The sequence below is a fragment of the Micromonospora sp. RTP1Z1 genome, assembly GCF_033804685.1.
In the GTDB taxonomy this organism is placed as follows: domain Bacteria; phylum Actinomycetota; class Actinomycetes; order Mycobacteriales; family Micromonosporaceae; genus Micromonospora.
Genome location: NZ_JAPFQV010000050.1, coordinates 1 through 21,806 on the forward strand (window position 1 = coordinate 1; position 21,806 = coordinate 21,806).

General features: G+C 67.3%; 24 protein-coding genes. 13 read left to right on the forward strand and 11 right to left on the reverse strand.

The genetic code is table 11. The annotated features are described in order from the left end of the window. The first annotated feature begins 484 nt into the window (after positions 1-484). Complete coding sequence (locus tag SLP03_RS22590) at positions 485-877, forward strand: VOC family protein (protein ID WP_319462626.1); 393 nt, start codon at positions 485-487, stop codon at positions 875-877. Positions 878-1,206: 329 nt separating this feature from the next. On the opposite strand, the gene SLP03_RS22595 is transcribed toward SLP03_RS22590, so the two are convergent. Continuing rightward, entirely contained in the window at positions 1,207-2,082 is an 876-nt protein-coding gene (locus SLP03_RS22595; protein ID WP_319462664.1) for an oxidoreductase, read from the reverse strand. Positions 2,083-2,827: 745 nt separating this feature from the next. Between SLP03_RS22595 and SLP03_RS22600 the strand changes: the two genes are divergently transcribed. From SLP03_RS22600 to SLP03_RS22615, 4 genes are read left to right on the forward strand one after another with little or no spacing between them, the layout of a single operon-like run. Then, positions 2,828-3,124, forward strand: a complete 297-nt coding sequence (locus tag SLP03_RS22600) for a transposase (protein ID WP_319462627.1) — start codon at positions 2,828-2,830, stop codon at positions 3,122-3,124. Then, entirely contained in the window at positions 3,121-3,888 is a 768-nt protein-coding gene (locus SLP03_RS22605) for an IS3 family transposase (RefSeq protein WP_319462628.1), read from the forward strand. Before SLP03_RS22600 ends, SLP03_RS22605 begins: the two co-directional genes overlap by 4 nt. Further along, complete coding sequence (locus SLP03_RS22610; protein WP_319462665.1) at positions 3,815-5,167, forward strand: IS30 family transposase; 1,353 nt, start codon at positions 3,815-3,817, stop codon at positions 5,165-5,167. Before SLP03_RS22605 ends, SLP03_RS22610 begins: the two co-directional genes overlap by 74 nt. Continuing rightward, positions 5,148-5,582 carry a hypothetical protein gene (locus SLP03_RS22615; protein WP_319462629.1) on the forward strand — a complete coding sequence of 145 codons (435 nt, stop codon included), beginning with the start codon at positions 5,148-5,150 and terminating at the stop codon, positions 5,580-5,582. Before SLP03_RS22610 ends, SLP03_RS22615 begins: the two co-directional genes overlap by 20 nt. A 182-nt stretch (positions 5,583-5,764) precedes the next feature. Here SLP03_RS22615 and SLP03_RS22620 read toward each other — a convergent pair whose 3' ends face one another. The 6 genes from SLP03_RS22620 to SLP03_RS22645 form a co-directional block, all read right to left on the reverse strand. After that, complete coding sequence (locus tag SLP03_RS22620) at positions 5,765-7,441, reverse strand: recombinase family protein (protein WP_319462630.1); 1,677 nt, start codon at positions 7,439-7,441, stop codon at positions 5,765-5,767. Between the two features lie 6 nt (positions 7,442-7,447). Next, positions 7,448-7,690: a hypothetical protein gene (locus tag SLP03_RS22625; RefSeq protein WP_319462631.1), complete on the reverse strand. Its 243-nt coding sequence runs from the start codon at positions 7,688-7,690 to the stop codon at positions 7,448-7,450. A gap of 320 nt (positions 7,691-8,010) precedes the next feature. Continuing rightward, on the reverse strand, positions 8,011-8,886 hold the full coding sequence (locus SLP03_RS22630) for a replication-relaxation family protein (protein ID WP_319462632.1): 876 nt from the start codon (positions 8,884-8,886) through the stop codon (positions 8,011-8,013). Positions 8,887-9,837: 951 nt separating this feature from the next. Then, on the reverse strand, positions 9,838-10,485 hold the full coding sequence (locus tag SLP03_RS22635; protein ID WP_319462633.1) for a restriction endonuclease subunit S: 648 nt from the start codon (positions 10,483-10,485) through the stop codon (positions 9,838-9,840). Beyond that, positions 10,473-12,143 (reverse strand): class I SAM-dependent DNA methyltransferase, encoded by a 1,671-nt coding sequence (locus SLP03_RS22640; protein ID WP_319462634.1) that lies wholly within the window; start codon positions 12,141-12,143, stop codon positions 10,473-10,475. The genes SLP03_RS22635 and SLP03_RS22640 overlap by 13 nt, the downstream gene beginning before the upstream one ends. Positions 12,144-12,145: 2 nt before the next feature. Continuing rightward, positions 12,146-12,346, reverse strand: a complete 201-nt coding sequence (locus SLP03_RS22645) for a hypothetical protein (RefSeq protein ID WP_319462635.1) — start codon at positions 12,344-12,346, stop codon at positions 12,146-12,148. A 219-nt stretch (positions 12,347-12,565) separates the two neighbouring features. On the opposite strand from SLP03_RS22645, the gene SLP03_RS22650 reads away from it, so the two are divergent. After that, the gene (locus SLP03_RS22650) at positions 12,566-14,149 is read left to right on the forward strand and encodes a hypothetical protein (protein WP_319462636.1); all 1,584 of its coding nucleotides are present in this window, start codon (positions 12,566-12,568) and stop codon (positions 14,147-14,149) included. Positions 14,150-14,196: 47 nt separating this feature from the next. Here SLP03_RS22650 and SLP03_RS22655 read toward each other — a convergent pair whose 3' ends face one another. The 3 genes from SLP03_RS22655 to SLP03_RS22665 form a co-directional block, all read right to left on the reverse strand. Continuing rightward, positions 14,197-14,403: a DUF397 domain-containing protein gene (locus SLP03_RS22655; RefSeq protein WP_319462637.1), complete on the reverse strand. Its 207-nt coding sequence runs from the start codon at positions 14,401-14,403 to the stop codon at positions 14,197-14,199. Beyond that, positions 14,400-15,287, reverse strand: a complete 888-nt coding sequence (locus SLP03_RS22660) for a helix-turn-helix transcriptional regulator (RefSeq protein ID WP_319462638.1) — start codon at positions 15,285-15,287, stop codon at positions 14,400-14,402. Before SLP03_RS22660 ends, SLP03_RS22655 begins: the two co-directional genes overlap by 4 nt. A 529-nt stretch (positions 15,288-15,816) precedes the next feature. Next, the gene (locus SLP03_RS22665; RefSeq protein WP_319462639.1) at positions 15,817-16,014 is read right to left on the reverse strand and encodes a hypothetical protein; all 198 of its coding nucleotides are present in this window, start codon (positions 16,012-16,014) and stop codon (positions 15,817-15,819) included. On the opposite strand from SLP03_RS22665, the gene SLP03_RS22670 reads away from it, so the two are divergent. The 6 genes from SLP03_RS22670 to SLP03_RS22695 all read left to right on the forward strand — a co-directional run bounded on the left by SLP03_RS22670 (position 16,013) and on the right by SLP03_RS22695 (position 20,258). Continuing rightward, positions 16,013-16,294 carry a hypothetical protein gene (locus tag SLP03_RS22670; protein WP_319462640.1) on the forward strand — a complete coding sequence of 94 codons (282 nt, stop codon included), beginning with the start codon at positions 16,013-16,015 and terminating at the stop codon, positions 16,292-16,294. The genes SLP03_RS22665 and SLP03_RS22670 overlap by 2 nt on opposite strands. Next, on the forward strand, positions 16,291-16,698 hold the full coding sequence (locus SLP03_RS22675) for a hypothetical protein (RefSeq protein WP_319462641.1): 408 nt from the start codon (positions 16,291-16,293) through the stop codon (positions 16,696-16,698). Before SLP03_RS22670 ends, SLP03_RS22675 begins: the two co-directional genes overlap by 4 nt. Positions 16,699-17,270: 572 nt before the next feature. Beyond that, positions 17,271-17,642 (forward strand): TIR domain-containing protein, encoded by a 372-nt coding sequence (locus tag SLP03_RS22680; protein ID WP_319462642.1) that lies wholly within the window; start codon positions 17,271-17,273, stop codon positions 17,640-17,642. Positions 17,643-17,653: 11 nt separating this feature from the next. Further along, the gene (locus SLP03_RS22685) at positions 17,654-18,634 is read left to right on the forward strand and encodes a caspase family protein (protein WP_319462643.1); all 981 of its coding nucleotides are present in this window, start codon (positions 17,654-17,656) and stop codon (positions 18,632-18,634) included. Next, positions 18,634-18,915, forward strand: coding sequence for a hypothetical protein (locus SLP03_RS22690; protein WP_319462644.1), 282 nt, complete (start codon positions 18,634-18,636; stop codon positions 18,913-18,915). The genes SLP03_RS22685 and SLP03_RS22690 overlap by 1 nt, the downstream gene beginning before the upstream one ends. A gap of 179 nt (positions 18,916-19,094) precedes the next feature. Beyond that, positions 19,095-20,258: a hypothetical protein gene (locus SLP03_RS22695; RefSeq protein WP_319462645.1), complete on the forward strand. Its 1,164-nt coding sequence runs from the start codon at positions 19,095-19,097 to the stop codon at positions 20,256-20,258. Between the two features lie 29 nt (positions 20,259-20,287). Here SLP03_RS22695 and SLP03_RS22700 read toward each other — a convergent pair whose 3' ends face one another. Next, positions 20,288-20,458, reverse strand: a complete 171-nt coding sequence (locus tag SLP03_RS22700; RefSeq protein WP_319462666.1) for a type I restriction enzyme endonuclease domain-containing protein — start codon at positions 20,456-20,458, stop codon at positions 20,288-20,290. Between the two features lie 166 nt (positions 20,459-20,624). On the opposite strand from SLP03_RS22700, the gene SLP03_RS22705 reads away from it, so the two are divergent. Further along, complete coding sequence (locus SLP03_RS22705; protein ID WP_319462646.1) at positions 20,625-21,767, forward strand: serine/threonine-protein kinase; 1,143 nt, start codon at positions 20,625-20,627, stop codon at positions 21,765-21,767. The last annotated feature ends 39 nt before the right edge of the window (positions 21,768-21,806 follow it).

Sequence of the window (21,806 nt, forward strand, 5' to 3'; positions counted from 1 at the left end):
ATTCGTCCGCGGCATCCCACAACCACCCGCCCTACCCGAACCCGCGTGGATCAACAAGCCCAACGACGAGCCGACTCAGTCAACGAACCCCTGAACCATCCGCCCCGAAAAGGTTGACACCTTCCGGGTCAGTCGTCGCGCGTCAGCCCTTCGGCTTCCACCAGGCTCCGATGAGCCCTACAACGGCAACGAGGAAGAGGCAGCTAAGTCCCGCACAGCCCAGCAGGGCGAAGCCGGCGAAGGTTCCAAACTCCACCGGCTGACTCTAGATGACTCAGGGGACCTACTAGGACCAGGCTGTGGACCGACAGAGTTCGATCCTTAGCGTGCGGGGGCGGTACAGCAGCGAGGTACCAGCGCCCGAACCAACCCGGACGGCATCCAGTTGTGCCGGCTGACCGCGCACCGGACCCGATCCGACGGGCTTGCCGCGAGCTGGGGGTCAAGCGCGATGCTGCAGGTTGCTGCCGGGTACGGTCCGGTCATGCATCAGGCACGAGTCAAACTCGACCACTGCGTGATCGCGGTGAGCGATTGGAAGCGATCAACGACCTTCTACCAGAGTGTGCTGGGAGCCGAAGTCGTTGATCACCCTGGCGGTCATGTCGCGTACAGGTTCGGCGATCAGCAGCTCAACGTGCATGGGCCGGATCTGGATATCGGGAGCCTGGTGGCGCGCCCGCCGGTTGCACCCGGCGGCAGCGATCTATGTTTTGTCTGGTCCGGCACGGTAGAAGAGGTGCTGGCCCACCTTCGTCGCCATCATGTCGAGGTAGAGGAGGGGCCCGTCGATCGCAGTGGTGGGCGTGGTCGAGGCGTGAGTGTCTACTTCCGGGACCCGGACGGCTCCCTGCTGGAACTGATCACTTACCAATGACCAATCGACCCGACAAGCGGCCGTACTGCGTGCCAAATCCGTGCCAGGTCGGCAGGAGACGTCGGGGGATTCACGGGGAATGGCGGAGAGAACGGCGGCTCTACCGCAGTCCAGCGCCATGCAGGCCAGGGAAGTTCGAGAGATCCCCCCTGGCAGTGTGGGAGTAACTGCCAGGGCCCTCGACAGCAACGGCGACAGCAACAGGCCGAGACGGAGACGACCAGGGCGAGCGGCCCACGGACGATGACTCCAGGTCAGCGACGCGGACGGACCCCGCCGGACGAAGCGCACAGAGCTTGTAAGCGAGATGTCGCCTGCCCGGTGTGGCGCTATTCGAGGCGGGCCAGCTCGTCCGCGGACAGGCGAAGCGCCCCGGCGGCCACGTTCTCGACCAGGTGATCCGGGTTGCCCGTACCCGGGATGGCCAACACGTGCGGCCCGCGACTGAGCGTCCAGGCGATCCGGACCTGCGCGGGCGTGGCGCCGTGTGCACGTGCGATGGCGAGGACCGCGTCGTTGTCGGCGACACCGCCGGCCTCACGTCTGTCACCGGCGATCGCGAAGAATGGCACGAACGCAATGCCCTGATCGCCACACGTGCGGAGGGTTTTGTCGCTGATGCGTTTGTCGATGCCGTACGCGTTTTGCACGCACACGACGGGGGCGATCGCCTGGGCCTGTGCGAGATGTTGCGGGCGGACATTCGAGATGCCCAGGTGCCGGATCAGGCCGGCGTCGCGCAGGTCGGCAAGCGCACCGAAGTGCTCGGCGATCGAGTCGAGGCCGTGTTGGCGCAGGTTCACCACGTCCAGGTGGTCGCGGCCGAGCTGGCGCAGGTTCTCCTCGACCTGCCCACGTAGTTGATCCGGCCGGGCCAGTGGCAGCCAATCGCCGGACGGATCCCGGCCGGGACCGACCTTCGTGGTGATGACCAGATCGTCGGGGTACGGCGCCAGCGCCCGGTTGATCAGCTCGTTGGCCGAGCGCAGCGAGGAGAAGTAGAACGCCGCGGTGTCGATGTGGTTCACACCCAGCTCGACCGCACGGCGCAGCACGCCGATGACCCGGCCGCGGTCGCTTGGCGTGCCGAGGCCGAGGGCGGCGCTGCCCGTCAGTCGCATCGCGCCGAATCCGATCCGGTTGACGGTCAAGTCGCCGAGCGTCCACGTACCCGCCGAAGCCGCAGTGATCTTGTGAGTAGGCATCCGAGGAACATAGCCATGGCCGCTGACCTGCGCAGTCGGTCGTGTGCCCGATGGTGCCACGCCGAGATCGCTGTTACGTTATTTATGGTCAGGGAGCACTGCGATCGTATTGACCCGGTGCTTGCGTGCGTGGTCGCAAGGCGCCGAGGCATGGGCAGGTCGTCGGCGCGGCTGTCGCCGAGAATGCGTACTCGGCAGGGGCCCCTACTCCTGCTCCCCCGCCGAGGTTCGTAGCCCCGTTGCGGCCCTGGTCGCCGTACAGCAGACAAGTACAGCAACGCACCGGACCGCTGGAACCTACAACCAGCCAGCCGGGGCTTGTGGCCTGCGCACGAAGCCGTGAGCGACGACCTCGCCGGCAATCCATAGCTTCAGGGCCGGGTCGGTGCGCCTACTCTCTCGGCCACTCGCGGATGCAGCAAGGAAGCACCGAACGTGTCGCCTGCGGGCGTCACGTCACGACAGCAGGCGGGGTGGTCGCCGAGCTGAGAGGCACGGGATGACAACCGATGGCAGCAGATGCTGCGCCGTACCCGCGTTCGGGACGAAGCGCGCTAGCTGTTCGCCGACACGTCGTCTGTCGCCGGCGGCTGCGCCGCTCGCTCCCTAGCTAGGTCGTCGATGATCCATCGCAGCGCCGACACAGCGTTGGAGTACCGGAGGTACCGCGGATTCAGGTTGGACTTGGGCTCACACTGAGGTTCCCCCGATAGCGTGGAGGCCGGACCTAAGGGGATAGATGGTCATGGCTGAGACGAGGAGACGGTTCGACCGGGAGTTCCGTGAGGGCGCCGTGCGGATCGTGCGGGAGACGGGCAAGCCGATCGCGCAGGTCGCCCGGGATCTGGGGATCAACGACGGCACTCTGGCCAACTGGGTGGTGCAGGATCGGCGGGCCCGCGGTGAGGCTGCCGCCGGCGGTCTTGGTGAGGACGAACGCGCCGAGCTGGTCAGGCTGCGCAGGGAGAACGCGGAGCTGGCGATGGAGCGCGATGTGCTCAAGCGATCTGTGGTCCTGTGGGTCAAGGAGGCGACGAAGTGAGTGTGGCCGGCTTCGTCGCCGCTCAGAGGACCGAGCACGCCGTGCCGCACGCGGTGACCTGCCGGGCGCTGGGGTTGTCGCAGTCGTGGTTCTACAAGTGGCGTGACCGGCAGCCCACCGCCCGGCAGGACCGCCGCGACGCCCTCGACGAGGCGATCCGGGCCTCCTTCGACGCCTCGGGTGGCACGTACGGATCTCCCCGAGTGGCCCAGGATCTGCACGCCGACGGGTGGCAGGTGTCGGTCAACACCGTCGCGGCGCGGATGGCCGCGCTCGGCTTGGCCGGACGCACACCCCGGCGCCGACGCAGCCTCACCAGGCAGGGCAAACGTCCCGTGGCCCCGGACCGGGTCCGGCGGCAGTTCACCGCCGTCGCACCGGACGTGTTGTGGTGCGGCGACATCACCGAGGTCACCACCGACGAGGGCAAGCTCTACCTCGCCACCGTGATCGACCTGTACTCCCGCCGGCTGCTCGGCTACGCGATGAGCGCCCACCACGACGCCGACCTGACCGTCGCCACCCTGAGCATGGCCGCGGCGACCCGCGGCGGCACCGTCGACGGAGTGATCTTCCACAGCGACCGCGGCAGTGAGGGCGGATTCAAGTGGTCGTCGCAACACCTCGATCAAGGGGTGTGGCATGGGAAGACCTGCGGGTTGGGTGACAGTGGTGACGGGTCGCCCGGCGATGCGGTCGCCGGGTCGGCCGGGTGTGAACGAGCATCGGGAGGTGCGGCGGCAGTTCTGGCGGCGGATCGCTGAGGGGCTGTCGAGCGAAGAGGCCGCGGCGGCGTGTGGTGTGTCGCAGCCGGTGGGCGGCCGCTGGTTTCGTCAGGGTGGCGGTATGCCGCCTTTGTCGCTGGCCCCGGTGTCGGGCCGGTATATGTCCTTCGCCGAGCGTGAGGAGATCGCGCTGCTCAGAGCGCAGGGCAAGGGCGTGCGGGAGATCGCTCGGGCGGTGGGCCGTGACCCGTCGACGATCTCGCGGGAGTTGCGCCGCAACGCCGCGTCTCGTGGCGGCAGTCTTGATTACCGTGCTGTGGCCGCGCAGTGGCATGCCGAACGCCGTGGCCGTCGTCCGAAACCCGCCAAACTGGCGGCGAATCAGCGGTTGCACGACTACGTGCAGGACCGGCTCGCTGGCACGGTCACCGATGGCGAGGGCCGGCCGATTCCGGGTCCGAATGTGCCGTGGAAGGGCCGGCGGCATGGCCGTCGCGCGGATCGGCGGTGGGGAACGGCCTGGAGCCCGGAGCAGATCAGCCGACGGTTGCGGGTGGATTTCCCGGATGATGAGTCGATGCGAATTTCGCACGAGGCGATCTACCAATCGCTTTATATTCAGGGCCGCGGTGCGTTGCGCCGTGAGCTGACGGCGTGCTTGCGCACCGGCCGGGCGTTACGAGTGCCGCAGGCCCGCACCCGCAACCGCGGCAAGCACTTCCTCAGCCCGGAGGTGATGATCAGCCAACGGCCGGCAGAGGCCGCCGACCGGGCGGTGCCTGGGCACTGGGAAGGCGACCTGATCATCGGACTTGAGCGGTCCGCGATCGGCACGCTGGTCGAACGCAGCACCCGGTTCACGATGCTGCTGCACCTGCCTCGGATGGAAGGACACGGCCAGCAACCTGTCGTGAAGAACGGTCCGCCACTGGCCGGGCATGGCGCCGAAGCGGTCCGCGACGCGATCACGGAGCAGATCAGCACCCTGCCCGAACAGCTACGACGCTCACTGACCTGGGACCAAGGAGCTGAGATGGCCCAGCACGTCCAGCTGCGCCTGGACACGGGTCTGGACATCTACTTCTGCGACCCACATAGCCCCTGGCAGCGGGGGACCAACGAAAACACCAACGGGCTGCTACGCCAGTACTTCCCAAAAGGCACCGACCTATCACGACACAGCGTCACCGACCTGGACGCCATCGCCGCAACGCTCAACAGCCGGCCCCATAAGTCACTGGGTTGGCGAACGCCAGCAGAAGCCCTGGAAGAACACCTAAGATCACTGCAACGAGCCGGTGTTGCGACGACTCCTTGAACCTAAGGAGTACACCGCCGCCGACTACGCCAAGGCCTGCAAGCGTCTCGGTGTCCTGCAGTCGATGGGCCGGGTCGGCTGCGCCCTGGACAACGCCGCCGCCGAGGCGTTCAACTCCACCATCAAGGTCGAGTACATCCACCGGCAGCGGTTCCGCACCCGCGCCGGAAGCCCGCATCAAGATCGCCACCTGGATCGTCGATTTCTACAACGTCCGCAGGCGCCACAGCGCCTGCGACGGCATGTCACCGGTCGACTACGAACACTTCATCGCCGAAGCCCGCCGGGCCCAGGCAGCTTAAACAACCCTCCACGCTTCCAGGGGATTGACACACTGCTCCCGCATCCGTCGGAGATCCTCAATCATCCGCTGCAAACGGTCCTCTTGAGTCATGGTCGACAGCGTTCCCGGTAGCGATCCGGGCGGCAAGAGGCCGCGTCCTCGGGGAGATCATCGGGCACAAGGCGGGCACAACTGACGCCGACAAGGGCTGTCAACCGCTGCAAGGCAGCGGAAGAACTTGCCGAGGTCAGGCGGCCGATCCGCCCGATTGGAGTTGATCACGAGCACGCCGGAGGGGTTCAGGGTTCGAGTCCCTAGCGGCCCACCGACCGCACCATTGTGCGAACCGGTGGTTCTTTCGATGTGCCCCCGTCTGTTTTGGGCGGGGGCATTGTCGTGTCGGTGGGGATCTTGAACACGGGTACGACTCCCTGGTCGGTGAGTTGGACTTCGGCGATGAGGGTCTCGATGGCGGCCTTGCGTTCGGTGTCGCTGCCGCTGGCCATGATCGTGGTGAGGTAGTCGCGGATCAGGGCGATGGTGCCGGGTGTCGGTGGGGCGGGCTGGGCGGCGAGACCGGCTGCGAGTTCGGCGTGCCGGGTGTGGAGTTGGGCCAGTTGTTGGCGGAGTTCCCGGATGCGCGGGCCGGCGGTGGTGTCGTCCATGGTGCCGTTCTCGAACGCGGTGTGATATCGGTCGATGGCGGCTTCAGTGGTGGTGATCTGGTGGGCGAGGGCGGTGAGTTCGGCGCTGCGGTCGTCGGTGGTGCTGTTGCGTTGGGCGTGGGCGCGTTCGATCATGGCGGTCAGGACGGGTTCGGCGGTGGTGTAGAAGTCGTGCAGCGCTTTGAGGATGGCGTTGTCGAGGTCGTCGGCGGGTAGGCGGGGTGCATCGCAGGTGGCGTGTTTGCCGTAGCGGGTGCGGGTGAAGCAGGTGTAGTAGCGGTAGCGGCGGGTCCGTCCGTTGGCGGACGTGCCGATGTAGCGCTGTCCGCAGCGCGGACATGTCAACAGGCCGGTGAGGTAGTAGTCCGAGTCGGACAGCGCCCGCTGGGTTTGGACGTCGCCGCGCGCTGCGGCGATGTCTTGGGCGCGTTGGAAGATGTCCCGGTCAATCAGCGCGTCGTGGGCGTCAGGGACGTAGACGTCGCGGTAGGCGATGTCCCCGACGTAGGCGGGATTGTCCAGGATTCGGTTGATGGTGTGTCCGGACCACTTCTTCCCGGTCCGGTTCGGGACGCCGCGTTCGTTGAGGATGGTGGCGATGGCGCGGGTGCCGACGCGGTCGCGGGTGTAGAGGCGAAAGATGTCGCGGAGGACGGGTGCCTCGTCGGGGTGGGGGACGAGGCGGTGGTCGGGGTTGACGAGGTAGCCGTAGGGGCGGGTGCCGCCGGCCCATTTGCCTTTGCTGGCTTTCGCGGTCATGCCACTTTTCACTCGGTCGATGATGATGTTGCGTTCGAATTCGGCGAACACGGCGAGGAGTTGGAGCATCATGCGGCCGAAGGGTCCGCCGGTGTCGACGGGTTCGGTTGCGGAGGAGAATCGGACGCCGGATGCTTCGAGGATGTTGATGAGGTCGAGTAGGTCGGCGACGCTGCGGCTGAATCGGTCGAGTCGGTAGACGAGCAGGACGTCGTAGAGGCCGGCTTTCGCGGCGTTGAGTGCTTTCCGAAGACCGGGTCGGTGGGTGGTGGCGCCGGAGGCGTCGTCTTCGTATTCGGCGACGATGGTCCAGCCGGGTTGGGACTTGACGTATTTCTCCAGGGCGGCGCGTTGAGCGTCGAGGGAGAAGGGTTGGTGTTCGTCGTCGGTGGAGCGGCGGATGTAGACGCAGACCCGGCACGGGCCGGTGGGCCGCTCGGCTGTGGTGGGTTGGTGTGCGCGTCGGCCGCGCCGCTTGGGTGGGGCGAGGGGTGGGGCTGTCACGGGCGGTGTCCTTCTCGGTGGAGGGGCGGTGCCGGTGGCGGCCGGGGTGGCCGCCACCGGCATGGCGGGTTACTGGAAGAGGTCGGGGTGGTCGTCGATGAAGTGGTTGAGCAGGACGGCGAGTGCTTCGGCCGCATTGTCGAGTTCGGCGGGAGTCATGGGTACGGTTTCGATCCGCGTGATCCGGATCGGAATGGTCGGGTTCTTTCCGCGGGTGCGGGGTGTTTTCGCACCGCCGTTTTTGGTGGCGGTACCGGGATGCGGTGCGTCAGGATAGCTCCGGACGTCGTTTTCGTGGGGCTCGTGGGCCACGGTCCTCCGAAGAGCGTGTGACGCTGCTGGGGTCGGAGTCCTTCGTTCATACGTTTTCCTTTCCTGCGCGGGTTCGCGCGATCGATCCGATTCATGAAACGAGTGGTGGTGGCCGGTCGATCTCGGAATTGTTGGGGGCGGAGGATAGCTCCGCGATCCGTCAACGGGAAGGGATTGGATCTGTCAACGCCTGTCAGCCTCTGTCGGCGAGTCGCAGTCGGATGTTGGAGAGCCACTGACAGATCCAGGGGTCTTGCTGTCACCGCGAACGCGGAGGTATCGTCCGCGCCTTCGTCCGCCTGAGGTCGGCGGGTGTGCCGTCAGGGCGCCTGTCCGGGGCTGCTGTTGGGTGGCGCGAGGTCGGCCAGGCGCAGCGGCGCCACGTCGGCGCGGTGCAGCCACCACACGGCCTCCGCGGGGCTGGTGCCGCTGACGTCGGCGTGGACGGCGGTGGCTACCGGGTAGCGGGTCCCGGCGGCGTTGAGTTCCTGGTGCAGGTGTCGCTCGCGTACCGGGGAGGGCAGCGAGAACAGCACCGGCCAGAACCGGCCGGTAGTGCGGGCGAGGTCGTGGTAGCCGTGCAGTTTGTCGACGAGCCGGGACAGTGGGCGTTCGGTGCCGAGGTCGAACTCGAGGAAGAACGCCACGCGCCGGCCGCCTTCGGCCCAGATGCCGTGCCCGTCGGGCCGTGACCGGGCGGTGTAGGCGAAGGCGGTGACGTCGTCGCCGGGTTCGGCGAAGGCGCCGGTCTGCTGGCAGCGGGCCGCTGGCCACCAACGCACCAGGGTGCTGTCGGGGTGGGTGCGGGCGTGTCCGGCGAGGTTGGTGAAGAAGCCGTTCACGCCGAGCAGGTGGGGCAGGTTCGCCCGCTGGGTGAGGTGCCAGCGGCGGCGGCGGGCCCGGTCCTTGTGGGGCAGGTCCTCGCCGCGTTGCGCGGCGACGACTTCTACGCCGAGTTGGGCCAGGACGTAGTGGTAGGGGTAGGAACCGCCGTCGGGTCGCTGCGGCCGGAACCGGTCCATTACCCCCAACGGATCGGTGAGGGTGCGGAGGCGTTCCTGGGCGTAGTCGACCGAGGGGAACAGGGCGTTGGCGATCTGGAAGGAGGTCAGGACACCATGGTCGGCGAGCCAGCCGAGCAGGACGAGGTCACGGGTGGTGAGTTGGGCTTGGACCCGGAGAACGGGATCAGCCATCCGTCACCGCCTTCCCCGGGGGAGAGACCCGTGGTGAGGGTCAGTCGCATCAGGACAGGAGGTCAGGACAGAGGCGTTGACGTGCGGTGTGAGGTGCCAATGGGGGTCCGTTCGGGGGTCCGGGTGAAGCGGGACGGTAAGCAGGAGACCCGGCGGGACCGGCAACGGGAGGTCAAGCCCGGGTCTGTCAGCGGTGGACGTCGAGGATGCGATGACCGCCAGCGGTGGCGACGAGAGTCGATGCGTGTTCAGGATGTACTCCAAAGGAGAAGAAGGGTTGCTGGTTGGGTCGTGCGGACGGGCGTGGTGATGGTGGGTAGCCGGGTACGCGCCGGGGTGAGTCCTGGCCGGGCGGACCTCGACGGGTAGAGGTCAGGTGTCACTGTGGAGATGACGAACGAGCCAGTCCCGCCAGGGGGCGACCGGATTCGGGCAGCACCGGTCGCGACGACCTGACAGGGCAGGTCGCCGTCGATACGATCGGGGGCAAGCGGCGCAGTTGAGGGAGCGGAGGCGTTGACGGTCCTACGGCGCCCATGGGCGCCGCGGTGCTCGTCGGCGGGGACTCACCACGACAGCCGCGGACAGCGTCTGTCGTGGCGGCGGCTCAACTCGCCGGCGTCAGGTCCTTCATCAGCGGTCCTCCCATCACCCAGCGTCCCCGTGCCGGCGGCAGCGTTTGGCTGTGCCGTGAACGACGACAGGCGCCACCGGAAGTGGTGCCGCCCTCGTCGTGACGCGACCGGGCCAGGCCGGCCGCGCGGGGAACGCTCATCCAGTACGCCCCGGCAACCCACACCGGGTCAAGCCTCTCGATGGCAACGATCAGGTAACGAGTCTTGACGACTGTGCCTGTCTGTGCTGATGCGTTCGCCTCCGTTATTCGTTGTTCTCCTCCGTCCACCTGCGTCCACCCGTACGCCCAGCGAGACTTCCTTGCGACCGAATTCCTTACGCGTCACGACCGACGCTTGCCTCCGGCAGCACGGGATCGCCGGCGAGCATCTGCGGAATAAGTAGTTCGCGCAACGTTCGGGTGGCCTGGATGACGTCCTTATGCGCACGGATCTTTGTGTCGATGGCCCTGGCGACCTCGGCAACGCCCCGCTGAACAGCTGCGGGTGGTAGCACGAGGGGCATCTCCCGGACCTTGCGGCCGTTGAGTGTGGGCAGCACTCCGCGCTGGGTGTGCTCGGCCAGCCATTCCTGCACTGCGGGGTGGGTGAGGTAGCAGGCGAGGTACTCCGCGGAGATGTCTCGGGTCACGCGGATGCGGATGCAGGAGCCGCCGAGCAACCAGCGCTTTTGTCGCTCGGTCACCATCGCGTGCCGGGTTGTTATGCCGATGCGCACGAGCACAATGTCGCCGGGGCATAGCTCGTACCGTGGCCACAGGCGTTTGGCGGTTTCCTCGTCCAGGCTGACGCTGGGGCTGATTCCCTCGGGGCCGATATCGCCGGCCTTCACGACGGGGACGCCTCCGATCACGTACGCGGTGGACCTCAACGTGGTGCCGGACGGGCCTGGTTGCACGTCGCAGCACTCGTCAAGACGTCGGATCTGCCAGTCATCCGGGACGGGGCCAATCAGCGTGTCCACGACACCAACCTTTCGAGGCGGCGGTTGAGGGTCAGGTCGGCTGTCCTGGCGTCGGCGTCCAGCCGGGCCAGGTCCTTCTGCAGTGCGGGAAGCGTCGGCGAGGTTCGCGGATCGGGCACGACTTGCCGACGCTGATTCAGGTAGGTAAGGGGCTGAAGGTCGTGACCGTGCTCTCGAATCTCCGTCACCGTCGCTGTAGTGGCGGCGAAGTCTTCAATCGCGATCGGGAGGACGGCCGTCCCGTTCATCCATCCCTGGTATGCGTCGAGGACTGCTTGGCAACCACGCTCCGTCAGTACACGGTGGGTGGGACTGCTCCTGCGAGTCGCCCCCTGGGCGTCAACGAAGAGGACTTCCCCACTCGCGTTGTCGCTGGGATGGGCCAAGATCCACACTGTTACCGGGACCGTGGTCTCGCGGAACATGTGACTGGGCAGCGCGACGACACAACGAACGGCTCCGTGCTCGACCATCGCCCTTCTGATCTCTCGCTCCCGGACGGCGAGGGCAAACGTGGCGTTGTAGGGCATGATCACAGCAGCCCGGCCGCCGGGGGCAAGCGCCTCGACCGCGGTCTGCAGCCAGGCCATGGTGACGTTGTGCGGAGAAGGCTCGCCGTACGGCCACGGGCGTGCCGAGCGCGACGCGGGAAGGCTCCAGTTCCTCATGCCAAACGGCGGGTTGAGCAGCACGACGTCGAACCGGCCCGGCTCGGCGTCGATCTCACCCGGGTCCGACGGCGGCCCATCTCCGAGCTCGACCTGCATGCCGTGGATTGCGGCGTTCATCGTGGCGAGGCCCCAGGTCCTGGCCGTCGCAGCCCGACCAGTGAGAGCGACCGGCGAGCGGGTTCCGGCCATGCCGGCCATGTGCTTCCCCGCAGCCACCAGCAGGGTTCCCGGACCGCAACAAGGGTCGTGCACGCGATCACCGGGTGCGGGATCGACCATCCGCACCATCAGACGCGCCAGATCGGCCGGGACCAGGTACTCGTCTGGGCTGCTGTGTCGGAACTTGGCGAATCTGTCGAGCAAGTACTCGAACACTTGATCGGCTGGCGCCCGAGCTGCGGAAAGGATGCGGACGATGTTGAGGAGTTGATGCCGCCCGTAGAGGGTCGCTGGAACCTCTCGAAGGACTTTTGTGGCAGTCGCCATGTGCTTCGGCTGCCGCCGCCACGCCTGCATGGCAATCTCGTGGATCGTGTCGACGGAAGGTCTCGACATCGCCGCCCAGTCGACCGAAGAGGCATCTCGCAGGCACAGCAGGGACAGGACGACGGCCTCGAAGACCGCAGGTACTTCGCTCTTGCGTAGCAACCGCTCCAGCGGCGCCCACAAACGCTCGTCGAGTGGATCCACCGTCGGCGCATGCGTTGGATCGTCGGCACCCGGTGACGCTGGGCACCCCACCGCGGAGCGGAACCGCTCCCCGTAGGTCATTCCCGGGCGCTCGCCCGGCAGCAACGCGGGGCGCGGGATGTGGCGGCCATCGAGCCACGCTGCCACCGCCAACGTCAAATAGCCCCCTCGGGATCCGCGCTGGACGAGCTGAGGAAAATTAGGGTGCCTACGCGCCCAGTTGCTCACCGCCTGCGTGGTGACGCCGGCAGCGTGAGCCACCTCTTCCCTGGTCATCAGCGATTCCAGCGTGGACATCGTCAGCGCCCCTCTTGGCTGCGGCCACGGGAGCCACCTCTCGGGCGGACCGATCCCCGCATCGCGCGGATCAGCTGCGTGAGGTGACGGGTCCGCCGCTTGCTCATGATGACCCAGCCGACGAACAGCACCGGTAACAGAATCGCGCCCATGATGTATGGCCCAGAAAGATCACCGACCAGCTGCGCCAGCCTTACCACCATGGTGCCTCCTCCTATGTGGTTCGTTGTCCGCACTCGAAGCTAGGGGCAGCAGGCCGACAAACAAACCGCGTATCAACGATACGCGCGTATCTGTTTCACCGCTGCCCGGGTTCATGGTGAAGGACAGCGGCATCCCTCGTAGGCTGCTGAGACCTCATCAAACTCAGGCAGGGGTGTCGTTCCTTGCGGATCAGGCCCAGACAGTCGAAGGTCGAGAGGGTGCAGAGATGGGATCCACTGAAGGAACACCAACTGCTGTTGCTGCGGCGGATTGGCGACGGGGACGACCTCAGCGGTCCCGACGGTCTCGACCAGCGCCATTCGGCCCGTGCCCTGCAGACCCGCCGTCTCGTTGACATCAGCCGCCGAGGCGGCGTGTGGCGGGCGCAGATCACCGACGCCGGCCGCTTCTACCTCGACAACGGCATCCATCCTGACCACCCCGACCGGCTCCTGGGCGATGCGGCGACACCCCACCAGCGAGCCCGGACCGCCGTCGCCGCCGCCAAGGAAGGTGGGCCAGCTTCGTCCAGATCGGAAGCCGGTGGCGCCACCGCGGCGACCGGCTCGACGCAGTCCCCGGCCACTGAGACCCTGGAGCATTCCCGGCAGCTTGTGAAACGCCTTCAATCCGAGGGCGGGACCGTGCGAGTCGAAAGCCCCGACTCCGAGGAGCGCGCCGGGTACCGGCGGGTCATTCACGCGGCCAAGCAGCACGGTCTCGTGCCCGCCGGGTTCCACCTCAAGCACACCGGCCGCGCCGCCGGGGACCTGATCATTCGGCTGTCCAACGACGACGACCCGGACGAGAAGGATTGGAACCGGATCCGGCTCAATACCCGCCGCGTCACCACCGACCCCGATCTCGTGTTCGCGGCGCTGGAGAAAAACCCGGCTGGCCTGGAGGTTGCGGAGGCATCCGTCCCGCGGGCGCTAGACCTGATCCGCGGCCTCGCCGCCGAAGCCCGACGGCAAGGCCACCGGGTCGGGGTAAACACCAAGACCAAGAACCCGTCGGTCTACCTCCAAGTCGACAAGACCCGCCGCAGGATCAGGTTGATCGAGGAGTACGACGAGATCCCCCACGTCCCCACCGAGCAGGAGGCCCGGCAGCTGCGGCGCAACCGGTGGATGGTGCTCCCCAAGACCGACCGGATCGCCTCCGGCCGGCTGCGGATGGAGATCGCCCGCGCCGGCTGGGACAAGAAGGACACCTGGACCGACGACAAGCGCACCCCCCTGGAAAAACGCATACCTCGCATCATCCGCGACGTCGAAGCCGGCATCGCCGCCGACGAGGAAGCCAAACAGGCTGCTCAACGTGCCCACGACGAATACGTCGCTGAGCAAGAAAGGAAGCGGGCAGAAGAGCGTCGCCGCTGGCAGGTCGCGCTCGACGAAGCCCGTCCCCAGGCCGCCGAACTCCTACGCAAGAAGGCGTTCCGGCGGGCCTACGACTCTTGGATCTCCGCCAACGAGATCCGCGCCTTCTGCGACGCCCTCGAAGTAGCCGGCCCCGACAGGCCGGACGGCTTGGACAACCGTGCCCGATGGATCGGCTGGGCGCGAGCCGCAGCCGACCGCCTCGACCCGACCTGCGGCGACGGAGCCCTCGCCGGCATCGACTTCGACATCGACCCCCAGCCCGACGATCTTCGGCCCTTCATCGGCGACTGGAGCCCGCACCAGCCCCACCGCGAGTACCGCTCCGAGCGCGACCAGCAGGCCATCGACGCGACCCGGCTTAAGGCCGACACCTGGCACCACGGCATGCGCGGACGCGCCACCTGGTGGCGCAAGTAACGGGCACGCGCAGAAGCGCGCCCATGGTCGCCGACGGACGCATCCGCCTACCGGTGGGTGAACTGTCCTTGCTTGGCGCCGGCCAGGAAGCTGGTCCAACCTTCGCGGCGGAACAGGAGAGCCGGACCGGTCGGATCCTTGCTGTCCCGGAGGGCCACCGCGTCGGCGAGGTCGGCGACCTCGACACATTGGCCGTTCCCGCTGGACCGGGTGCTCTTCTTCCACTGGGCGCGGGACAGGTCAACTGAGGTCATCCCGTACCTCCTTCCTGACTGATCGCCGCGGCGTGTTCCTGGATCAGCTTGATCGAGCTGGTCGGGTCGAGTGCGGTGGCGCGAAGGTGTTCGAACGTGCTGGTGTAGCGGCGGACGTCTGCTTCCCGTTCGAGGAACAGGTCGCCGGCCATGCTGTCGACGTACACCAGGGCGGGGTCGGCCGGGTCGGGGAAATCCATGACGACGAACGAGCCGGGCATGCCGGCGTGCGCGCCCGAGGTGAACGGGATGACTTGAAGCGTGACGTGCGGCTGGCCCGCCGCGCTCACCAGGGCATCAAGCTGTTCGGCCATGATGACTGGTCCGCCAGTCAGCCGGTGCAGGACGGCCTCGTCGAGGATCGCCCAGAGGCGCAGCGGATCGGTGGTGCGCAGGGACTGCTGCCGCTGCATCCGCGCCTCCACCCGGGCCTGCACGTCCGCGTCGGTCGCCAGCGGCAACACGCCCCGGATTACGGCGCGGGCGTAGTTCTCGGTCTGGAGGAGGCCCGGGACGAAGAGCGACTCGTAGTTGCGGACCGAGCGGGCTTCGGCTTCGAAGCTGATGTACGTGGTGTAGAGCTCCGGCAGTTCCGACTCGTACGCCTGGAGCCAGCCCAGCTGCGCGGCCTGGCGGGACAGGGCGATGAGTTCGCTGCGCTTGTCCTCGTCGGTGACGCCGTACTTGTCCAGCATCGCCATCAGGGTGCGCCGCTGCGGGCGGACCTTGGCCGTCTCGATGCGGTAGAGGGTGGCGGGGTTGATGCCGGTCTGCTCGCTGACCTCGTCGCGGGTGAGGCCGGCCGCGGTGCGCAGGCTGCGCAGCTCCGCCGCGAGCCGCCGGAGGCGCACGGTGGGTGGTTGCCGTCGAGCTGACAACTCCATGTCCCTTCGCTCCTGTCGTAGTCAGAGTGTGCCCGCCGTGCGGATGCAACCTCCAGGCAGGCCAGGCAAGTGACGTACATGCGAATGCAATCCTTGCATTCTCACTAGTGCATAGGCACTATGGGCATGAGCATGTCAGGGCGGTGCGGCCCACGAAAGCCGCGCGGTGCGGCGGTGGGCTCGCGCTCCCAGGGGCTCACCGCTCGTCCGGCCCCGGACGCCTCTCGACGGGGACGCAGCCCGTCACCCGAAGCGGGCTGCGTCCCCACGAGAGGCCGAGTCAGGGAGGCAACACAGTGGTTCCATCCCTCGTCCTGGTGGTGGTCGCGATGCTCGGCTTCGCCGCCGGACTGTTCCTGTTCAAGGTCAAGTCTCGATGGTGCCGACGGTGCGGGTCGGCGCTGAACTGCCCCGACTGCGGAGGCCGCAGATCCCGCCCGTATCCCGGCCGGACGGGTTGGACGAGCGGACTGTGACCCCCACGCCGATCACCCCTGTAGTCGCCGTCGCACCCGGCGAAGTCGTGCACCTACGCGAGCAGGACTACCAGCACGGCAGCGGCCCGCTTCGGCTGCGGATCGTCCACGTCCGCCTCGACCTCAGCCTTTGGTACGACGGCCAGTGGGTGTGGCTCGAAGGCATCGAAATGACCGCGCACGGCCGAGCCGGACGCTTCCGGCACGTCCTCGCCCGTGTCGCCGCCCTCCCACATCCACAGGACTGACATGGCCACCACCGTCTACCTGTCCGCAGCGGCCATCGACCAGATCACCGCCGCGCAGCGAGCGCTCGACGAGCACGTCACCTCCAGCGCCACTGGCTACTGCCTGCGCTGCCACCTCATCGGCCCCTGCCCCAGCAACGAGCAAGCCGCCGCCACCTTCACCCGCTACGGCCGCCTGCCCCGAAGAACACCCGGCGCGACCCGACCCCAGCTCATCAACGCCCGCCGCATCACCGCAGGCCCTGATCCCGCAGCCGACCTCACCCGGAGGTATCAACCGTGACCCTGCCCGACCTCGCCGCCGCGCTGCGAGACCTGCACGTCTCCATCGGCCAACAGCAGGACCTGACCAAGGTCGTCATCCAGGACGCCGAGAACGCCCGAGCCGAGTTCCGCGCCCTGACCACCGGAGCCACCAACCCCCTGGCCAACCGGGCACTGGGCAACTACGCCCAAGGAATCGTCAAGCTCCGCGACGGCTCATGGCTGCTCGCCGAAGCCGGCGGCATCCTCGCCGAGTACGCCCGAGCAATCGGCATCGACATGCCGCCTCGGCAGCCGCCCGAGGGTAAGCGGAAGGTCGAGCCGACTCAGGACGAGCAGAGCGACATCGGTCCCCGCCAACCCGGGACCCAACGGCTCCCGCAAGCCGACAAGCCGGCACCGCGCGACCCGTCGGCTGGCTGACCCTCCGCGAACTCCATCACGTGGCGGAATGCGGCGACGGCCGGCGCTCAGCCACCGGCCGTCGCCACCGCCACCAAGTGCTTACCGACCAAGTCCTGTGCCTGTTTGACCTCGTCCACACCCTCTTCGAGGCGCACAGGCGCCTGCCAACACGCCCGCACCGCGCGTTCAGCAGGTTGTTCCCCCGCCCCGGCTGACCTTCTGGAAGTGGGCCTGGGCCTTGTTCACCGAGTCGACGACCTCGGCGATGCCGCGACCCACCTGATCGAGCGTCTGCAGCACTATGGGTGATCCAACAGGTTGCCGACGACCACCAGCGGCGAGCAACTTGACCAGAAAACCCGACATGAGCAGCAGCCCAGACCTCTCCACCGCGGTGGCTCCCATAGCCCGCGTAGCTCTGCCCAGAACATCCTCGCCATCAGCCTGCTGCATTACGGCCTCGGCCGCACAGCATGCCGGACGCCCCGTACCCACCCCCACCGCGAGTGTCGGTGCCCGTCGATAGGCTCACAGTGGACTCTGATGCGATCGATGACGGTCGCCGCTCGAACACATGGGGAGGGCCACGCATGGCTGAGAACAAGATCGTCTTCGTCGCGTTTGCTATCGAGGATGAGCGGCAGAGGGACCTGCTGAAGGGCCAGTCGCTGCACCCTCGCACGCCGTATGAGTTCATCGACATGTCCGTGAAGGAGCCCTACGACTCCGGCTGGAAGGACAAGGTCCGCACGCGTATCCGCCGCTCCCACGGCGTGATCGCGCTCGTGAGCAAGAACTCGCTCACTTCCTCCGGCCAGCAGTGGGAGATCCAGTGCGCCAAGGACGAGGGCAAGCCGCTGCTGGGTGTCTGGGCGTACTCCAGCGACCGCACCAACCTTGTCGGTGTCCGGACGGTCGCGTGGACCGACGCGAACATCGCTAGCTTCATCGACTCGCTCTGAGGCGCGTCGGCATGCGTAAGGCGCTCATCGTCGGGATCGACCACTACGACCGGATCGGGTCGCTCTGCGGTGCCGTGAACGACGCACACACCGTCAAGACCGTGCTCGAGAGGCATGCCGACGGCACGCTCAACTTCGCGCAACCGAAGTTGATGACTGCTACCGGCCCCGACTCGGCGGTCACCCGCACCGAGCTGAGGGAGGCCGTCGAGGAGTTGTTCCGCGACGACGCCGAAATCTCTCTGTTTTATTTCTCCGGCCACGGCTACGTCGACGGGTCGGGCGGCTTCATCTGCGCGAGCGACTGCACCGCTGGGCATGACGGGCTCTCGCTGCTGGACGTGATGACCTTCGCGAACAACTCGCCGGCGAAGAACAAGGTGATCATCCTCGACAGCTGCCACAGCGGCGTCGCGGGCAGCAACCCGGTTGCTGCGCAGGTCGCCGAGATCAAGGAGGGTGTTACCGTCCTGACGGCGTCGACCGCCGACCAGTACGCCATGGAGACCAGTGGCTCCGGGGTGTTCACGAGCTTGCTCGTCGACGCGCTGAGCGGGGCCGCTGCTAACCTCGTGGGCGACGTGACGCCGGGCAGCGTGTACGCGCACATCGACCAGTCCCTCGGGAACTGGGCGCAGCGGCCCGTGTTCAAGACGAACGTGAAGAAGTTCGTCTCGCTCCGGGAGGCCCAAGCCCCCATCGAGCTGGCCCAGCTGCAGAAGCTCACGGTCCTGTTCGACGAGCCCACCACTCAGCTACCGCTCGATCCGGGCTACGAGCCCGAGCGCTCAGGCACGGAGGACGGTTCGGTCCCGCCGCCGGACCCCGCCAAGACCGCCGACTTTGCGGTGCTGCAGTCGCTGGTGAAGGTGAATCTAGTGCGCCCGGTCGACGCGCCTCACATGTGGCATGCGGCGATGGAGTCGAAGGCGTGCGAGCTGACTGTCCTCGGTCAGCACTACTGGAAGCTTGTAAAGGAGAACCTGATCTGATGCCGTCACACGACCAGATCCGTGAGCTGCTGGAGAGTGAGCGGACCGTCGAGCGACTCGCCGCGATCGAGCACGAGCGGTGGGCGCACTGGCAGCGCTACGCCCACGACCAGTGCGAGCGCCGAGACGACGGTTCCCTGGTCATCCCCGCCGAGCTGGCAACGCGCTGGGAGGCCCAGATCGAGACGCCGTACGCCGAGCTGTCCGAGCAGGAGAAGGACAGCGATCGCGAGCAGGTGCGCAGGTATCTGCCGACGATCATCGACGCGCTGACTCGTTAAGGCACCGTCTCCCGACCCGCCCGCGTCCGAGCCCCGACGGCGAGCCCCAGCGGCCCCGTTCCCGTGTGCGGCAGGATGAGCGCACGCCTGCGGGCGATTAAGGCCGAGATCACCACCACCGGGGCCAGATCATGCACGTCGAGCGCGTCTACGACGCACGGACCGCCGAAGGAGATGCGGTGACCGACGAGACGGTGGAGAAGCCTGCCGGCGATAGTGACGAGGGCGAGAAGCGCATCGAGCTCACTCCGGAGCAGACGGAAGCCCTCCGCAGTTCCATGGCGGGCATCCAGCAGTCGCTGGGCACTCAGGTCAAGCTGCCGGCGTTCACTCTCCCCGAGTCAGCGTTCAAGAACATCATCGCGATCTCCCGCGTCGTCGAAGCCCAGCAGGCCCTGGTGGCCGACGCGATCAAGCCGATGCTTGGCGTGCAGGCGGCGTGGAAGAAGCAGATCTCGGGCATCATCGCCAGCGACGCCTTCAAGAACACCGTCCTGGCCCAGTCGAACCTCGGCAGGATCGCCGAGCAGCTCACCAAGAACCTCGACCTGGGCGGCATAGCGGAGTCGCTGGCGGCCGTGTCCAGAATCACCTCGACGTTCGCGGAGCAGCAGTCCGCCCTGTTCAAGAACCTCGGGCCGGCGATCGCGGCCATGCGGGCCAGCTTCTACCCGCCGAACCTGCGCGCGATCGAAGGTCTGAAGTTCGCGGGCGTGGAGACGGTCGTCATGGTGGAGGGCATCCCGCTGTACGGTCTGCCGCGCACGGCCACCGCCGACGCGCTGATCCGGGCTGGCGGGGCGAGCGAACGCCGGCGGATTCTCGGCGGCCGGTGGGAGACCATCTCGGCCGACTGCCGCACGGTCGTCCTGGGCTGCGCGTCAGAAGCGGTCGCCCCGTACGTCCCCTTCGCCGTGGCCGCGCTCGACGCCCTGGACGCCGGCCACACGGCAGCGGCGCAGGCGCTTGCCGGCTCCCTCGTCGACGCCATCGTCACCGCGTACTTCGGGAAGGATCGCTACAAGTACACGCCCGACCGGAACGGCAGGCGCACGAAGGATGCCTACGACGAGTTCAGCATCCGGCAGTTCGTCGCGTTCGCCCCGATGTGGCAGGCATACCAGCAGTTCTTCGTCACCAACGGCGACAAGGTGCCTTCGACGTTCAGCCGCAACGCCACCGCCCACACGGTCAGCCCGCGCCAGTTCAACCGGCGCAACGCGGTTCAGGGCCTCATGCTCGCCTGCAGCCTGCTGTACCGCCTGGACGAGGAGGCCGTGTCGCTCGAGGCGGACGATGATGACCACCAAGGGCGAGCAACCTGGCCGGAAGGCCCGACATGAACAGCCCAGACCTCTCCACCGCGGCACGGCTAAAGTCCAGCTACAGCGACAACAACGGCGGCGCCTGTCAGCTGCTGGCGCATATAGCGGTTCATCAGGTCTTCGAGCTGGGCGGAGAAGCACTCCTGACGAACCACGTTATTCTTCGTGACATCACGCGCCTTCCGGTCGATCAGCCGGCGCAGCGACGAGGTGGCTATGGCGACGTCAAGGGACTGAAGAGGTGTGTGAACGCCGGCTTTTCAGCCACAGCGACGTCGCTGATTGGCCATGGAGCGCGTCGTGGCTCGCGGTCAGTGTGCCGTTTCGGCACACTGGCCAGAGTGGATCTGGCTGCATGGTGGGCGGAAAGGCGCAGAATATCGAATGAGTGAGCTCCCGTCTCACATCGGCCGATACGCGTGCAGTCGAAAGCTCGGCAGCGGCGGTATGGGTGAGGTGTTCCTCGCATACTCGCCGGCGGGCTCGCCTGTGGCGGTGAAGGTCATCCGAAGCGATCGGCTGGATCCCGTCACCCGTGCTCGGTTCGAACGGGAGGCCGCCGTCGCCCGTACGGTGATCGGCACGAATCGCATCGCCCGGTTCCTGGAAGCGGACCCCTACGCGGACCGTCCCTGGCTGGCAATGGAGTACGTCCCGGGTTATACCCTGCAGGAGTACGTACGCGAGCACGAGGTGCTGCCCGTAGCTCTGGTGGCGAGCCTTGGCGCGCTCGTCGCGGAGGGCCTGGAGGCGGTGCACGGCGCCGGCCTGCTGCACCGGGACCTGAAGCCGCAGAACGTGATACTCGGCGCAGACGGCCCAGTGATCATCGATTTCGGCCTGGCGGCGTTCGTCGGTGCCTCGTCGTCGCACGACTCCCTGTCGACCAGCGGGATGATCATCGGCTCGGTGCGTTGCATGCCGCCCGAGCAGGCCGGCGGGAACCCGCGGGTCACCGCGGCGGCCGACGTCTACGCGCTGGGCACAGTTCTTCTCTACGCGGCGGCCGAGCACTATCCGTACGACGGGTCGTCGTGGCAGGCCATCATCTGGCAGATCACGAACCCTGAGATCGAACCGGATCTCACTGGGGTCCCCGCCCGTCTGCTCCCACTCCTGCGGAAGATGCTCGCCTTCGAGGCCGAGGAACGTCCGACGATCCCCGATGTGGCTGCCGCCTGTGCCGAACTGCTGGCGGACGCCTCCATCAGCCCGGCCGACGCACGGTTGGCGCTCATTGGCAGGACCGCGGGCCGAAACCCGAGTCTGCGGGAGGGCCAGGTGATGCCGCCGTCGATCGAGGCAAGGCTCGACGAGCTGTGTACTGAGGGCGACTCGGATGCGGACGGGCCGCTCGATGTGCCGCCGGCAACTCCCGAGCCCGTGGAAGCGGAGGAGCCAGAGATCGCGGAGCCCGAGGCCCCTGAGCCACCGGTTCGGCCTCGGGAACGTCCGGCGCGTCGGCCGGCGTCCAGCCGGGTGGCGGCGGAGTTGCGAGCCGCCTACGCGGCCCAACCGACCCTGTAGCAGGGTGTAGGGCGGCTGAACAACAGAACGAGGAGCGGG